Below are 13,724 nucleotides of genomic sequence, written 5' to 3'. Positions count from 1 at the left end.
CGTCCACCGCTTCTTCTTCATCAGCTGGAGCATCGACCGCTTCTTCTCCATCAACTGGAGCGTCCACCGCTTCTTCTTCGTCAACTGGTGTATCGACAGTTTCCTCTTCGTCAGCCGGAGCATCTACCACTTCTTCTTCATCAACTGGTGCATCGACCGCTTCTTCTCCATCAACTGGAGCGTCCACCGCTTCTTCTTCATCAGCTGGAGCATCGACCGCTTCCTCTTCGTCAGCCGGAGCACCGACCGCTTCTTCTTCATCTACATCTGTAGCTTCGTCATCGTTATTAGGTGTGTCTGTTGTATCATCTTCATCTGTAGTATCCTCTTCATCCGGTTCTGCTGCTACGAAGTTTTTATTGGCAATGGTACGCATGAATTGTCCTTTTTCAGGCGATCCTGGAATGCTTGTTGCATAATAGGAAACCATTTCACCGTGGTTTTTAAACTCTTTCTCTCCGTCATTTTCCGCAGCGAAAGCTGAACCGCCCGCGCCAAAAACAGCTGCAGTCAGCATTGACGTTGACATGACAAACGGTAAGATTTTCTTTTTCGTGTTCTTCTCATTGCGATTTGTTTCTTTAACCAAGATTCATCAAACTCCCTTTTCTTAAATTTTTCGTTCCCGACTGCTCAATAATGAAGCGAACTAACACTCATTCTCTTAAGTCGCTATGTACATCCGCCTCCTTCTCAGATGGGTTCGTTTTTTTACTATCCGACAGAAAGCTTTTTATTCGGATATGCGCAGTACCCTTCTGCACATGACTAACCATAACAAAAGTAAATAACAATGGTGTGACAACCAAATAACAGATATTCATGGAAATATTAACCTTTGTAATATTGAGAAAACAGATTGATAGACCAAAAAGAGGGTGGATGCTAATCAAAATGACCCTCTATATCCATTTTATTCCTACCCGGAATCTATCTGCAAAAGCCGATGCATATACACTCCATTACTAAATTGACATGTTTATCGGATAGGCTAAATGGTTTAACGCTATTATTTCAAACTATTACAATGACCTTGCGAAACTAGTAATCTATGTTATAGTGAAGTTGAAAACTGAAAAGAGTTAACCACTGGGGGAGTCTTTGTGAAAGACTGAGACGTGTATGGATACGCGGACCCTTCGAACCTGATCTGGCTCATACCAGCGTAGGGAAGTGGGTCGCACGTCTTCCAAAGGTTATCTTACGCCGATATGCGAGCCGCTTCTTCAACGATTGTGTTGAGTGAAGCGGCTTTTTTGGTTTTCCAAAATGAAAAAGGAGTGGTTTGGATGACTTTTTGTGAAGAGGTACGCAAGGAATGCAATGCTGTTTGGGAGGCGAGTTTTCATCATCCGTTCATTGCGTCGCTTGCGGAGGGGACATTGCCTGAAGAGGTGTTCAAACAGTATGTCCTGCAAGACTCGTATTATTTGAAGCATTTTGCGAAAGTGCATGCAATGGCGGCTGTGCAGGCAACGGATTTATTGACGGTGCAACGGTTTGCACAACATGCGGATGGGACTTGCGGGGCGGAGATTTCCTTGCATGAAGGCTTCTTTGGACTATTGGGCGTTACAGATGAGGATATTGAAAAATTTGAGCCGGCGCCGACAGCGTATGCGTACACGTCGCATTTATACCGGGCCGCATTGGAAGGCGACTTGGCTGCAACTTTGTCCGCATTGCTGCCATGTTATTGGTTGTATTACGAAATCGGTGAGCGGCTGAAGGACGCGAAGCCGAATCATCCGATTTATGATAAATGGATTGCTACGTACAGCTCCGAATGGTTCGAACAGGCAACACGAGAGCAGATCGACCGTTTGAATAAACTGACGGAAGACCTTTCGGATAAAAGACGTGAACATTTGAAAGCCCATTTCAGTAAAAGTGTCCATTATGAATTGCAGTTTTGGGAAATGGCATGGACGAAGCAAAAATGGGCCCTTGAAAAAGGAGAGGTGCATGCATGAAGGCCCGAATTTCATTGCTGAATAAACTGCGTCAGCAAAACCCGTTAGTTCATTGCATCACGAATATTGTCGTTGCAAACTTTCAAGCAAATGGGCTGCTTGCATTGGGCGCTTCTCCGATCATGGCGGATTCAATTGAGGAGGCGGCGGATGTTTCCGCCATTTCCTCTTGTACATTGCTTAATATCGGAACGCTGGACAGTTCGGCTGTTACATCAATGTTTGCTGCTGGAAAAGCCGCTTCCACTAAAGGACAGCCACTTGTATTGGACCCCGTCGGAGCAGGGGCGACTGGATTCCGTAAACAGACGGTCGCTAAACTTCTGGAGGAATTAGAGATTACGCTCATCCGCGGAAACGCCGGTGAAATCGCATCCATCGCGGGTGTTGACTGGAAAGCGAAAGGCGTCGATGCGGGGAACGGGACGGCTAATATTGTGGAGGCAGCAAAGGATGTGGCGCGCCGTCATCGTTGTCTCGTCGCGGTTACCGGTGAGACCGATATCGTGACGGATGGTGAAAAAGTGATTGGAATAAAAGGCGGACACCCGCTCATGTCGCGTATCACGGGCATGGGCTGCCTGTTAAGCGCTGTTTCCGCCGCTTTCCTTTCGATCGGTAAGCTCGCGCCGATTGAGACAGTCGCTTATAGTCTCGCGTTTTATAAGAAGGCGGGAGAAGTGGCAGCGGAACAAGCTTCGGGCCCGGGGGATTTTGCCGTCCATTTTCTAAATGCTATGCATCAATTAGAAGATGCGGCAATAGATTTCGACCAATTCATTGTTGAAGAGGAGGTAGCCAAATGACTTCAGTTGCGCTTACGATTGCCGGCTCGGACAGTGGGGGCGGCGCAGGCATCCAGGCCGATTTGAAAACATTTCAGGAGCTTGGGACGTTCGGAACTTCTGCATTGACGGCAGTAACTGCGCAAAATACGTTGGGCGTCCATGCGGTGCAGCCTATTGAAACCGACATCGTCATTGCGCAAATCGAGGCGGTGCTAAATGACTTCACAGTTGGAGCTGCTAAAACAGGGATGTTGTTCTCTGCGGAAATCATTGAAGCGGTCGCTGCTACATTGAACCGTCATGAACGGATTCCCTTAGTCATCGATCCTGTCATGATTGCGAAAGGAGGCGCTTCGCTTCTTCAAGAGACAGCGATTGCGGCTTTGAAAGAGTGCCTCATTCCGTCGGCTGCCCTTCTGACGCCGAATATCCCTGAAGCGGAAGTGCTGACGGGAATGAAGATTGTCTCAATGAAAGATATGGAGAATGCGGCAAATCAATTGCTACGGATGGGAGCCGGAGCTGTACTGCTGAAAGGGGGACATCGGACGGATACGCCTTATGCAGAGGATTTATTTATGTCGATGGCCGGTGACTACTTTTTAATGAGGAGCAAGCGGATCGACACGAAAGACACTCATGGTACGGGATGTACGTTTGCCGCCGCCATTACGGCAGAGCTTGCGAAGCGGGTACCGATGCGTGAGGCCGTCGTTACGGCTAAGCATTTTATCCATGTGGCGATTGAAGATGGGCTTTCCATCGGTAATGGACACGGTCCGACAAACCATGCGGCGTTTCGGAATCGGGGCAATGCGGAACGGAAGGATGTCGAGTTGATTGGGAAACGTTGACGTTACGCTTTATTTCATAATGGGATCGACAAATGCCGGGAAGCCGCTGTCCGTCTTGGAAGAAGCTTTAAAAGGCGGCATCACTTGTTTCCAGCTGCGCGAAAAGGGGGAGCGCGCACTCCGTGGATTGGAGAAGAAAGCATTTGCAAAGAGCTGCCAAAGATTATGTTCGAAATTTGGCGTCCCGTTTATCGTGAATGACGACGTTGATCTCGCTCTGGAGATTAACGCGGATGGGGTCCATATCGGACAGGACGATGCAGAGGCGCGATTTGTACGAAAAAGAATTGGATCTGAAAAGATAATGGGCGTGTCCGTCCATACAATAGAAGAAACAAAAGCGGCCATGTCAGCGGGCGCGGATTATGTTGGCATGGGGCCTGTCTATCCGACGATGTCTAAAGATGATGCAAAACCGGTTGCGGGCACTGCGATGATCGAGGCGGTCGCGAAGATGTATCCGGATTTGCCGATTGTCGGAATCGGAGGCATTACAGCGATGAATGCCGAACCTGTCTTTCGGGCAGGAGCAAATGGAATATCCGTTATTTCAGCGATTGCATCATCCACTAACCCTGAAATGGCTGCACGGCAATTAAAGGAAGTCTCCTTAAAGTGTGGTCGCGAAAGGAGCTTGTTGCGATGAGTACGCGAAAGCTTGTCCTGATGACCGTATTCACAGCGATTGCGGTGGCGGGATCCGTATTCGTCTCTTTTCCTGCAGGGATAGCACGCGCCTACCCGATCCAGCACGCGGTCAATGTCATAGCCGCTATTTTGCTAGGACCTATTCCAGCCGTTATCATTGCCTTCATGACCGGTTTAGTCCGCATATTGACTGGCACTGGATCACTGCTTGCCTTTCCGGGAGGGATGATCGGCGCCGCACTTGCGGGACTGTTGTATAAACAGTCGGGCCGGGTGTGGTTGGCGGCAACGGGAGAAATTATCGGAACTGGGATCATCGCTTCACTATTCGCGGTTCCCTATGCGGCCGTCCTCATGGGAACGACCGTCACCGCCTTCTTCTTCATGCCGCCTTTTCTCGTCTCCAGTGTAAGCGGGGCGATTATAGGAGTTGTCGTAGCCCTTCGGCTGCAAGCCATTCCCGCGGGGAGAAGGATACAAAGTTATTGAGCGGAGAATTGTTTGGGTGCCTGCGCAACACACTATTCAGATAATTAGCTACAATTGTATAAAATAAATGGGGAAGCCGACCAAATCAAGACCTGGTCGGCTAATTTTGTATATATATGATTTTTATTGAATTGTCATAAATGTTTGCTGCACAGGCACCTTGCATCGCTCAAATCGCTTTCGCTTTCCGGTAACTATCATAGATTTCAATTGCTACGGTGACGAAGACGGTTACGATGATGGTCCATTTCGCCCATTCAATGAAATTACCGACGGAGGACGAATTGATTTCTAGTACATCTGCCAAATAAGGAATCATTGCCTCGTTCATGAGGGCAAGGTTGCTGGCGATGACAACGAAGACAATCAAGCTGAATACTTTAATGAAAGCATTTATTGCTACAAGCCTCATCGTCCATTGCCGTTCTTTCCATTTAAAAAGCGACAATCCAAATTCGAATGCAGCGAATGGCAGAACAATCGGCAAGTATGACATCAATACATCTTGATTCAGAGCTGGCATCACCATTTGCAACCCAGCGCCATCTATTGATCGATAAACACCCGCAAGATGGTCCGCATTGAAATAAAGAACAACCCAAAACGCTGTCCAGATCAATCCGAAAATAACTTCGCCCCTTGGAATCGCTTTTTTCTTTGGGATGGCAAGAACAAGTTTCAATTGTTCGGGAGTCCACTCCGTTCCATACTTTGTCATAGGGAGATCGCTTTTTGATAAGCCGACTCTTTCGATGAAGATAAATACAATGGTCACCCAAAAGAACGTTTGGATGAGGACATGTATGATATTGGCGATGATGATTCCAAAGCTTTTTATCACGACAGAGAGAACACTTTCTTCTCCTGAAAAAAGGACAATCGTTTCAACTACATGAACTAAAATGGTAATGAAGACCGCCCATGGGATGATCATTTTCAAAGTCCATATATAAGCATCGTATACTTTCGGGCCAATCAAATGCATGGGTGTGTCGCGGTAGCTTGCGGCAAGGAGGGACGGATCTCCAAGATTCGTAAGTACTTCCATTACTTCTTGCTCTGTAAACTGTTCTGGCAGCATATCCTCAATGGTGGATCTGAGTTCAAGAGCGATATCATTTCGAGATTTTTCCGGCAGTCTTCTCGTCACCTCATATACATAGGCCTCAATCAGATTCATTATTCTCATCCCCTTCCAGTAATGTTTTCAGTTCCAATGTCATCGTTTCCCACTCCTTTTTCAATTGCTCATAAATTTCACTGCCATACTCACTAATTACGTAATACTTACGGGGTCTGCTTTCCGTTGTATCCCAACTACTCGTTAACAATTCCTGTTTCTCTAATCGGCGAAGCAGCGGATATAACGTACTTTGCTCAATGGCAACGCCTGCTTTTTCAAGACGCTGGACTAATGAATAACCATATTGAGGCGTCCGCAATTGACTCAATACAGCAAGCGTCAACGTTCCCCTCCTTAATTCAGTCGTGAATGTATCCAATAATGGCCCCATAGTTGTCACCTCGTCTTCCTATACTATGCATCATACACTATTATGATTCCGACAACAATAGTAAAAGAATTGTTTGGGTGCCTGTGCAACACACTATTCATTGCATGAAAAAAATGAAGAAGCCGACCAAATCAAGACTTGGCCGGCTTCTATATGTATATATATGATTATTATTGAATTGTCATAAATGTGTGATGCACAGGCATCGAAAGGGTTTCTTGGATAGATGTTATCATATTATTTGTATTCATTATATTTTGAATAATTAATAATCGATAACGTGAGTAGGTAATTGAGAATTAGTTGTTTGAATACAAATCTTATTATCCTGTAAATAATATGGAACCAATAATAATGAATTACCTCCGAAATGCATGGTGTATAAGGGTTTATTACAATAAAAGTGTATTTGTTGACAAAAGTCGACATCTATATGATAATGAGTATGTAATTAGAATTATTATAGTTAAGCGGTAGGGATTGCATCATAATTATTACTGCGGTTTAGGTTTTGATGAAATAACCTAAGCTAACTATGAAAAAAATCACACTAGGAGGAATTTTTTTATGTCTCTAATCGGAAAAGAAATACTACCATTCAAAGCGTCAGCTTACAATAGCGGTACTGGTGAGTTCATCGATGTTACAGATGAGAACCTAAAAGGGAAATGGAGCATTGTTTGCTTCTACCCAGCAGACTTCACATTCGTTTGCCCGACTGAGCTTGGAGATCTTCAAGATCAATATTCAACTCTTAAAGAGCTAGGTGCTGAAGTTTATTCTGTTTCAACTGATACGCACTTCACACATAAAGCTTGGCACGATCACTCTGAAACGATCAGCAAACTTGAATATATTATGATCGGTGACCCTTCACAAACGATTTCCCGTAACTTCGATGTATTGGACGAGGAGTCAGGTCTAGCAGATCGCGGTACATTCATCATCGATCCAGACGGTATTGTACAAACAGTTGAAATCAATGCTGGCGGAATCGGACGCGACGCAAGCACGCTTGTCGACAAAATCAAAGCTGCACAATACGTGCGCAACAACCCAGGTGAAGTTTGTCCTGCAAAATGGAAAGAAGGCGAAGAAACACTTAAGCCTAGCCTTGACCTTGTAGGTAAAATCTAATTCATTTCGCGATAGCGGAATAATGGGGGTGGCCCCCTTCCTTAGGGATAGGGGCTCCCTTTATTTTTGATAAGTTTTCGGCAGATGTCTTAGATGTTGAATTGAGGCCAGTAGGATGCTGGTCATGCGGTCGTTGAGGGCCGCACGATGCGGGTCATGCAACTATTGCCAATCGAACAGCGAAGGGTTCGATTTGCCGTATTTCTGCGTTCTTTGCGGAAATTAAGGCACTTTTAGGACGTGGCGTACTTAGGTTGCCATCCTCATTGACGTCGCGAACTTAGACCGCGTACCTTAATTCGATTCAACATCTAAGGCAATCATGCCGAATTATGTTGAGCTAAAGTATAAGTTAAGGAGTAGATTTCATGATGTTAGATGCAGATATTAAAGCACAATTAGCCCAGTATCTTGAATTGATGGAGGGCGATGTACTTCTAAAAGTAAGCGTTGGAGAAGATAAGGTGTCGCGTGAGATGGCGGCACTAGTGGATGAATTGGCTACAATGTCGTCCCACATTAAAGTGGAAATGGCAGAATTGGAAAGAACGCCAAGCTTTAGTGTCAACCGTATTGGAGAAGATACTGGCATCACATTTGCCGGCATCCCGCTTGGACACGAATTCACTTCATTGGTGCTCGCTTTATTGCAAGTGAGCGGCAGAGCTCCTAAAGTGGATGAGAAAGTGATCCAGCAAGTGAAAAATATCAAAGACGAGCTCCGCTTTGAATCCTATATCAGCTTAAGCTGCCAAAACTGTCCGGAAGTTGTACAAGCACTGAACCTTATGAGCGTATTGAACCCGAACGTTACGCACACGATGATTGACGGCGCGGCGTTTAAAGAAGAGGTGGAAAGCAAAAACATCCTTGCTGTTCCGACGGTTTACTTGAATGGGGAACCGTTCACGAATGGGCGTAAGACGATTGAAGAAATCCTTGCTGAGCTTGGAAGCGGCCCGGATGCATCGGAATTCGCTGATAAAGATCCGTTTGATGTTCTCGTTGTCGGCGGCGGTCCAGCAGGTGCGAGTGCGGCAATCTACGCGGCTCGTAAAGGGATTCGTACAGGTATTGTTGCCGAGCGTTTCGGCGGTCAGATTTTGGATACGGCTGCGATCGAGAACTTCATTAGCGTGAATCGTACGGAAGGTCCTAAACTTGCTGCTAGCCTTGAGGAGCATGTAAAAGACTATAACATCGACGTGATGAATTTGGTGCGTGCGAAACGTTTAGAGAAGAAAGATCTTATTGAAATTGAATTGGAAAACGGAGCTATATTGAAGAGTAAATCCGTCATCCTTTCAACAGGTGCACGCTGGCGTAATATCGGCGTTCCAGGTGAGGCGGAATTCAGGAATAAAGGAGTTGCGTACTGCCCGCACTGTGATGGCCCTTTATTCGAAGGAAAAGACGTTGCGGTTGTAGGTGGCGGGAACTCTGGTATCGAGGCGGCAATTGACCTTGCTGGAATTACTAATCACGTAACTGTTCTTGAATTCAACTCTGAGTTGAAAGCTGATTCTGTTTTACAGGAGCGTTTACGAAGCTTGCCGAATGTCACTGTCGTTACGAATGCTCAAACGAAAGAGATCACCGGTACGGATAAAGTAAATGGAATCTCTTACGTCGATCGTGAGTCAGGCGAAGAAAAGCATGTCGAGCTAGCAGGCGTATTCGTTCAAATCGGTCTTGTACCAAATACGGATTGGCTGGGTGATTCAGTTGAGCGCAATAAATTCGGCGAGATCCTCGTTGATAAGCGCGGTGCAACAAATGTCCCTGGTGTATTTGCTGCGGGAGACTGCACCGATAGTCCGTTTAAGCAGATCATTATTTCCATGGGATCCGGCGCAACTGCTTCGCTAGGCGCGTTTGATTATCTCGTACGGAATTAATTGGAACATCAATAGATTTGAATGGGAACAGGTCAGGAAAGTAGGCCTGTTCCTTTTTTTTGTGGGAAATCTTACTCGGTTTGCTGTCAATACATCCCATTTCGAATGATCGGTTAGGGCTCTTTTGGATGATTTCCGTTTAGCACACGAAAAATAGTGAATTGTATAAGTGTTAATACTTTACTAGAGGGAGCGTGTGGATATGAAAAAATGGATATGGATTACAATGATCCTCATCTGTGCTTTTGTTTTCGCAGCTTGTGCCGATGAAAAGGATGACTCGGTTACTGAAACAGAAGGGACGTCAGATGGTGATATGAATGACGAGAATACGACGGGATCGACTGAAGTGGATGTAGTCGAGGATGATAAATTGCCATTTGTTACCGTCAATCTAATGGATGGCAACGGAAAGCCGGTTGGAACTGTGGAATTGACAGAGGAAGAGGATGCGTTGCGGGTCATGGTGGACGCGAAAGATTTGCCTGAAGGTCTTCACGGATTTCATTTCCATGAAAAAGGGGTTTGTGAAGCGCCGGACTTCGAATCGGCAGGAGGGCATTTCAATCCGACGGAAGCAAGCCATGGACTTGATCACGAAGGTGGATCGCATGCCGGCGACTTGCCAAACCTCGAAGTAGGTCCGGACGGTACTGCGAAGGAAGAATTCTTCGTTGAAAATCTTACATTATTGGCTGGAGAGGAAAATTCATTATTCCATGAAGGCAGTACAGCCGTCGTCATCCATGCAGAAGCAGACGACGGAAAAACCCAGCCATCCGGCAACTCCGGTGACCGCATCGCTTGTGGCGTAGTGGAATGATGATTTCAGAATCTTTTCGGTGCCTGTGCGAAAAACAACTCAGACAATGCACTACAATTGAATAAAATAAATATAGAAGCCAACCACATCAACTTTTGGTTGGCTTTTTTCTGCATGTATATAAATTGTATTGAATTGTCATAAATGTGTGTTGCACAGGCACCGAAATGTGTACTTATTTTATAATGACAATTTCCAAAATTGTGTTATTCTATATAAAGAAATCTAGTAACTTTTTACAATAATTATGAGTGCTATCGAAAAAGGAGCTGCAGATGATGACATTTCCTGTATTAGAAACAGACCGGCTGCATCTTGTAGAGGTCAATAAGGAGCATGCTCAGGGACTATTTGACAATTTTTCAAATCCGGCGGTCGTTCAGTATTATGGAATGGATCCGATGACTGAATTGGTGCAGGCGGAAAAGTTGGTTGAGCGTTTCAAGAATAGTTTTTTAACAGGTCACAGCATGCGGTGGGCTATTATACGGAAAGAAGATAATCGTTTCGTGGGAACAATTGGTTTGAATAATCTTTCAAAAGGAATGAAACGTGCGGAAATCGGATTTGAGATGCATCCAGATTTTTGGCGAACAGGCATTACTTCTGAAGCTTTGAAGGCAGTCTTGCATTATTCATTCACAGAAATGGGTCTGCATCGAATGGGAGCTGTCACGTTCATGGACAATGTGGCTTCCATTAAGTTATTAGAAAAGCATGGGTTTGAACAAGAAGGCATCCTGCGCAGCTATCTGTTCCAAGGTGGACAATCATTTGATGCGCGGGTATTTTCGGTTTTGAAGAGCTAATGAAGGAGTGATCGTTTGAAAACATTATTTGCGTACAATTGGCAAGTCAGAGAGGATTGGTATCGCTGGTGTGAAGAGGTGGAGGAGGCGGAGCTGCTCCGAACCCGTACTGGTGGGGTGGGCAACATTTTAGAGACGTTGTTCCATATTATCGATGTGGAATGGAGTTGGATCCGGATGCTGCAAGGGAAGCCGGATTATCAAGAGAACTTTAAAGACTTTAGAAGTCTGCAGCGAGTCCGGGAGCTGGATGCCCGATTTAAGCCCGAAGTGGAGGTGTTTGTCGGGAATTGGGAGGAACATATGGAGCTTAACGTGCTGCAGGATACGATGCCCGATGGCCGGATTGTGACAGATGCCTGGGGTGAGGTTATGCGGCATATTATCGCGCATGAAATTCATCATATCGGGCAGCTGTCGGTATGGGCTAGGGAAATCGGGAAGAAGCCGGTCTCTGCTAACGTAATCGGTCGAGGGTTAATTCCGCTTAAGGTTGATAATTAAGTTGTTGGGGGATAACAAATGATTATAGGGAATCCGATTGCATTCGGAAACACCGCTGAAATCTATCTTCATGAAAACAAGATCGTAAAAGTTTTTAAGGATCATTTACCACATACCGAATCGACTTACGAGGCGAATAAACAACGATTTGCTTACTCATGCGGACTTTCCGTTCCAAAAGTACTAGACGTCACGAAAATAGACGGAAAGCAAGCGATTGTTATGGAATATATCGAAGGGAAAACAATTGGGGAGCTGTTTTTTGCAAACATGGATCAGGCGGAGTATTACTTAGATCTTTCCATTGATATACAGCGAGAAATCCATCAGATTCATGCTGAATCCTTTGAACCGATGTCACGAAAATTAAGTCGGCAACTTGAGGCAGCCCCTTATTTGGGTAATATTCAAAAAGCAGAGTTACTAAGGAAATTGGATTCGATGACATACGAAAACAGGCTTTGCCATGGGGATTTTCATTTATTAAATGTGATAATGTCGGATGATAAAGTGACGATTATCGATTGGGTGGATGCGAGCGCTGGAGATATCCGTGCTGACGTGTGCCGGACATATCTTTTGTATTCAGAACTATCTGCGGAAGTGGCGGAACTCTATTTACGGTTGTATTGTGGAAAAAGCGGATTGTCGAAAGATGAAATTTTGCAATGGTCACCGATCCTCGCAGGAGCTAGATTAGCGGAGAACGTATCCACGGAAAGCGCTGAACGGTTAATGGAAATTGTGAATCTGTACTGGCCTCCGGTTGAATAAACAAGATGGAAGTGGGTGAACTGCAATGGCAGTAGTGGAAAAAATTCTAGAAAAGAATCAATGCCTTATCCATTATTGGATTACACCCGGTCATAAAGGACCATGGCTCATTTTTTTACACGGCGCAGGCGCTGATCATAGAATGTTTAGTGAGCAAGTCAAAGATCTCGATCCTATGTATGGAATACTGATGTGGGATGCGAGAGGGCATGGTCTATCCAGGCCGATGGGCGCTGACTTCAGTATAAAACTGCTCGTTATTGGCCATTATGAAGATTGAAGGGATTGAAAAAGCGACTTTCATTGGTCAATCCATGGGCGGGAATACGGCGCAAGAGATGGTCTTTTATTACCCAGGCAAGGTAGAGAAACTTGTATTGATTGACTGCGCATGCAACACGTGGAAGCTTTCCGTTGGAGAGAAGTTGTCGATCCAGATGGCGCCATTTATCGTTAAACTTTATCCGTGGAACGCCATGATTGCACAAAGCGCTCGTGCAAGCGCGGTGAAATTGGAAGTGCAGGAGTATCTTAAAGATGCTTTTTCAATGGTAGGTAAAAAAGATTTTTCGAAAATTTTTCTTGAAACAGCAGCCTGTTTACACTTTGAGAAAGACTATCGAATTAATAAGCCGATGCTGCTTGTGTGCGGAGAACACGACGATACAGGGAATATCAAAAAGACGGCCCCGGAATGGGCAAAGCATGAGCCATATTGTGAGTTTCATTGGATTAAAGATGCAGGGCACTGCTCCAACCAAGACAACCCAGTTTCTTTTAATGTACTGCTTGGTCAGTTTTTGCGTAAGTTTACGTAGTTGCCTATTCAGGAAAAGCATTTTGAATGTCGTGTACGTTACGGGGGATTTTGATGGAGAAGATGATGATTAGGCAAAAGGAGTTGGTGGATGATGATTACGGATCGAGATATTCTGCAAATGGCACTGGAGGAGGCGGAGCTCGCTCTCAAGGAGAATACGTATCCTGTTGGAGCGATTCTAGTGGATGACCAATTCAACATAATTGCGAAAGGGCGCAACCGGGTGCATCCGGCTCAAGACGCTACTGCGCATGCTGAAATTGAAGCGATTCGCAATGCGGGGGAAGCCATCTTTGACGCAAAAATACATAATAAAACGTTCACTTTATACAGTTCATTGGAACCGTGTCCGATGTGCACAGGCGGAATTCTTTTTGCGAAAATCCAAAGAGTAGTCTGGCTGCTGAATGATGACTTAGGATTTGGCGGTTTTCAAAAGATGAAGGATGCTGCTATTTTTGAAGCCAAGTTTAATAAAATCGAAATGATTGCGGAGCCGGATATAGAACTCAAAAATAGGCAAATCGAGCTTATGCGCCAATGGGAGAATAGCTCCAACCACGTAGCCAATTTGCGTAGCGCAAGTAGTGTAGCAACAGCTTTGAGTAAGTAACGACGTGACCTCTCCTTGATTTCACCTTCATCTTATAGAGCGTTATTTCGTAGGATAAAGGAGTATGAAAAGTGTATGAA

16 protein-coding genes, 1 pseudogene and 1 riboswitch are annotated in these 13,724 nt (G+C 45.2%); of the genes and pseudogenes, 14 read left to right on the top strand and 3 right to left on the bottom strand.

From position 1 onward, the window contains the following. Positions 1-589: pseudogene (locus AWV70_RS03035) on the bottom strand (hypothetical protein); the annotation flags it as partial. Between the two features lie 492 nt (positions 590-1,081). After that, positions 1,082-1,189: riboswitch (TPP riboswitch) on the top strand. A 100-nt stretch (positions 1,190-1,289) separates the two neighbouring features. Between AWV70_RS03035 and tenA the strand changes: the two are divergent. The 5 genes from tenA to thiW are packed head-to-tail and all read left to right on the top strand — an operon-like array spanning position 1,290 to position 4,752. Further along, entirely contained in the window at positions 1,290-1,973 is a 684-nt protein-coding gene (tenA, locus tag AWV70_RS03030; RefSeq protein ID WP_060204241.1) for a thiaminase II, read from the top strand. Next, the gene (gene thiM, locus AWV70_RS03025) at positions 1,970-2,779 is read left to right on the top strand and encodes a hydroxyethylthiazole kinase (RefSeq protein ID WP_060204225.1); all 810 of its coding nucleotides are present in this window, start codon (positions 1,970-1,972) and stop codon (positions 2,777-2,779) included. The genes tenA and thiM overlap by 4 nt, the downstream gene beginning before the upstream one ends. After that, positions 2,776-3,615 carry a bifunctional hydroxymethylpyrimidine kinase/phosphomethylpyrimidine kinase gene (thiD, locus tag AWV70_RS03020; protein WP_060204223.1) on the top strand — a complete coding sequence of 280 codons (840 nt, stop codon included), beginning with the start codon at positions 2,776-2,778 and terminating at the stop codon, positions 3,613-3,615. Before thiM ends, thiD begins: the two co-directional genes overlap by 4 nt. 19 nt (positions 3,616-3,634) lie before the next feature. After that, complete coding sequence (gene thiE / locus AWV70_RS03015) at positions 3,635-4,261, top strand: thiamine phosphate synthase (protein ID WP_060204239.1); 627 nt, start codon at positions 3,635-3,637, stop codon at positions 4,259-4,261. After that, positions 4,258-4,752 carry an energy coupling factor transporter S component ThiW gene (thiW, locus tag AWV70_RS03010; protein WP_060204221.1) on the top strand — a complete coding sequence of 165 codons (495 nt, stop codon included), beginning with the start codon at positions 4,258-4,260 and terminating at the stop codon, positions 4,750-4,752. Before thiE ends, thiW begins: the two co-directional genes overlap by 4 nt. A 169-nt stretch (positions 4,753-4,921) precedes the next feature. Here thiW and AWV70_RS03005 read toward each other — a convergent pair whose 3' ends face one another. Together AWV70_RS03005 and AWV70_RS03000 are read right to left on the bottom strand one after the other, a co-directional pair. Further along, positions 4,922-5,932: an HAAS signaling domain-containing protein gene (locus tag AWV70_RS03005; RefSeq protein WP_060204217.1), complete on the bottom strand. Its 1,011-nt coding sequence runs from the start codon at positions 5,930-5,932 to the stop codon at positions 4,922-4,924. Next, positions 5,919-6,266 carry a PadR family transcriptional regulator gene (locus AWV70_RS03000; RefSeq protein ID WP_060204215.1) on the bottom strand — a complete coding sequence of 116 codons (348 nt, stop codon included), beginning with the start codon at positions 6,264-6,266 and terminating at the stop codon, positions 5,919-5,921. Before AWV70_RS03000 ends, AWV70_RS03005 begins: the two co-directional genes overlap by 14 nt. Positions 6,267-6,833: 567 nt before the next feature. Between AWV70_RS03000 and ahpC the strand changes: the two genes are divergently transcribed. The 9 genes from ahpC (at position 6,834) to AWV70_RS02955 (ending at position 13,644) form a co-directional block, all read left to right on the top strand. Next, the gene (gene ahpC / locus AWV70_RS02995; protein WP_060204213.1) at positions 6,834-7,403 is read left to right on the top strand and encodes an alkyl hydroperoxide reductase subunit C; all 570 of its coding nucleotides are present in this window, start codon (positions 6,834-6,836) and stop codon (positions 7,401-7,403) included. Between the two features lie 368 nt (positions 7,404-7,771). Further along, entirely contained in the window at positions 7,772-9,301 is a 1,530-nt protein-coding gene (ahpF, locus tag AWV70_RS02990; protein WP_060204211.1) for an alkyl hydroperoxide reductase subunit F, read from the top strand. A gap of 202 nt (positions 9,302-9,503) precedes the next feature. Continuing rightward, positions 9,504-10,124: a superoxide dismutase family protein gene (locus AWV70_RS02985; RefSeq protein WP_060204209.1), complete on the top strand. Its 621-nt coding sequence runs from the start codon at positions 9,504-9,506 to the stop codon at positions 10,122-10,124. 275 nt (positions 10,125-10,399) lie between these two features. Further along, positions 10,400-10,933 carry a GNAT family N-acetyltransferase gene (locus AWV70_RS02980; RefSeq protein WP_306464356.1) on the top strand — a complete coding sequence of 178 codons (534 nt, stop codon included), beginning with the start codon at positions 10,400-10,402 and terminating at the stop codon, positions 10,931-10,933. A 15-nt stretch (positions 10,934-10,948) separates the two neighbouring features. Then, on the top strand, positions 10,949-11,437 hold the full coding sequence (locus AWV70_RS02975; protein ID WP_060204205.1) for a DinB family protein: 489 nt from the start codon (positions 10,949-10,951) through the stop codon (positions 11,435-11,437). An 18-nt stretch (positions 11,438-11,455) separates the two neighbouring features. Next, positions 11,456-12,211: a phosphotransferase family protein gene (locus AWV70_RS02970; protein ID WP_060204203.1), complete on the top strand. Its 756-nt coding sequence runs from the start codon at positions 11,456-11,458 to the stop codon at positions 12,209-12,211. A gap of 25 nt (positions 12,212-12,236) precedes the next feature. Further along, on the top strand, positions 12,237-12,491 hold the full coding sequence (locus AWV70_RS24100; protein WP_060204200.1) for an alpha/beta fold hydrolase: 255 nt from the start codon (positions 12,237-12,239) through the stop codon (positions 12,489-12,491). After that, positions 12,481-13,029 (top strand): alpha/beta fold hydrolase, encoded by a 549-nt coding sequence (locus tag AWV70_RS02960; RefSeq protein ID WP_201024305.1) that lies wholly within the window; start codon positions 12,481-12,483, stop codon positions 13,027-13,029. Before AWV70_RS24100 ends, AWV70_RS02960 begins: the two co-directional genes overlap by 11 nt. A 90-nt stretch (positions 13,030-13,119) precedes the next feature. Further along, a complete protein-coding gene (locus AWV70_RS02955) occupies positions 13,120-13,644 on the top strand; it encodes a nucleoside deaminase (RefSeq protein WP_082713445.1) in 525 nt (174 codons plus the stop codon). The last annotated feature ends 80 nt before the right edge of the window (positions 13,645-13,724 follow it).

The organism is Sporosarcina koreensis, from assembly GCF_001531445.1.
Taxonomy (GTDB): Bacteria; Bacillota; Bacilli; order Bacillales_A; family Planococcaceae; genus Sporosarcina; species Sporosarcina koreensis_C.
This window is presented reverse-complemented; position numbering and strand designations above follow the sequence as displayed.

Coding starts and splice junctions, on each gene's coding strand:
- tenA (WP_060204241.1), top strand. CDS start 1,290: ATGACTTTTTGTGAAGAGGTACGCAAGGAATGCAATGCTGTTTGGGAG.
- thiM (WP_060204225.1), top strand. CDS start 1,970: ATGAAGGCCCGAATTTCATTGCTGAATAAACTGCGTCAGCAAAACCCG.
- thiD (WP_060204223.1), top strand. CDS start 2,776: ATGACTTCAGTTGCGCTTACGATTGCCGGCTCGGACAGTGGGGGCGGC.
- thiE (WP_060204239.1), top strand. CDS start 3,635: ATGGGATCGACAAATGCCGGGAAGCCGCTGTCCGTCTTGGAAGAAGCT.
- thiW (WP_060204221.1), top strand. CDS start 4,258: ATGAGTACGCGAAAGCTTGTCCTGATGACCGTATTCACAGCGATTGCG.
- AWV70_RS03005 (WP_060204217.1), bottom strand. CDS start 5,932: ATGAATCTGATTGAGGCCTATGTATATGAGGTGACGAGAAGACTGCCG.
- AWV70_RS03000 (WP_060204215.1), bottom strand. CDS start 6,266: ATGGGGCCATTATTGGATACATTCACGACTGAATTAAGGAGGGGAACG.
- ahpC (WP_060204213.1), top strand. CDS start 6,834: ATGTCTCTAATCGGAAAAGAAATACTACCATTCAAAGCGTCAGCTTAC.
- ahpF (WP_060204211.1), top strand. CDS start 7,772: ATGATGTTAGATGCAGATATTAAAGCACAATTAGCCCAGTATCTTGAA.
- AWV70_RS02985 (WP_060204209.1), top strand. CDS start 9,504: ATGAAAAAATGGATATGGATTACAATGATCCTCATCTGTGCTTTTGTT.
- AWV70_RS02980 (WP_306464356.1), top strand. CDS start 10,400: ATGATGACATTTCCTGTATTAGAAACAGACCGGCTGCATCTTGTAGAG.
- AWV70_RS02970 (WP_060204203.1), top strand. CDS start 11,456: ATGATTATAGGGAATCCGATTGCATTCGGAAACACCGCTGAAATCTAT.
- AWV70_RS24100 (WP_060204200.1), top strand. CDS start 12,237: ATGGCAGTAGTGGAAAAAATTCTAGAAAAGAATCAATGCCTTATCCAT.
- AWV70_RS02960 (WP_201024305.1), top strand. CDS start 12,481: ATGAAGATTGAAGGGATTGAAAAAGCGACTTTCATTGGTCAATCCATG.
- AWV70_RS02955 (WP_082713445.1), top strand. CDS start 13,120: ATGATGATTACGGATCGAGATATTCTGCAAATGGCACTGGAGGAGGCG.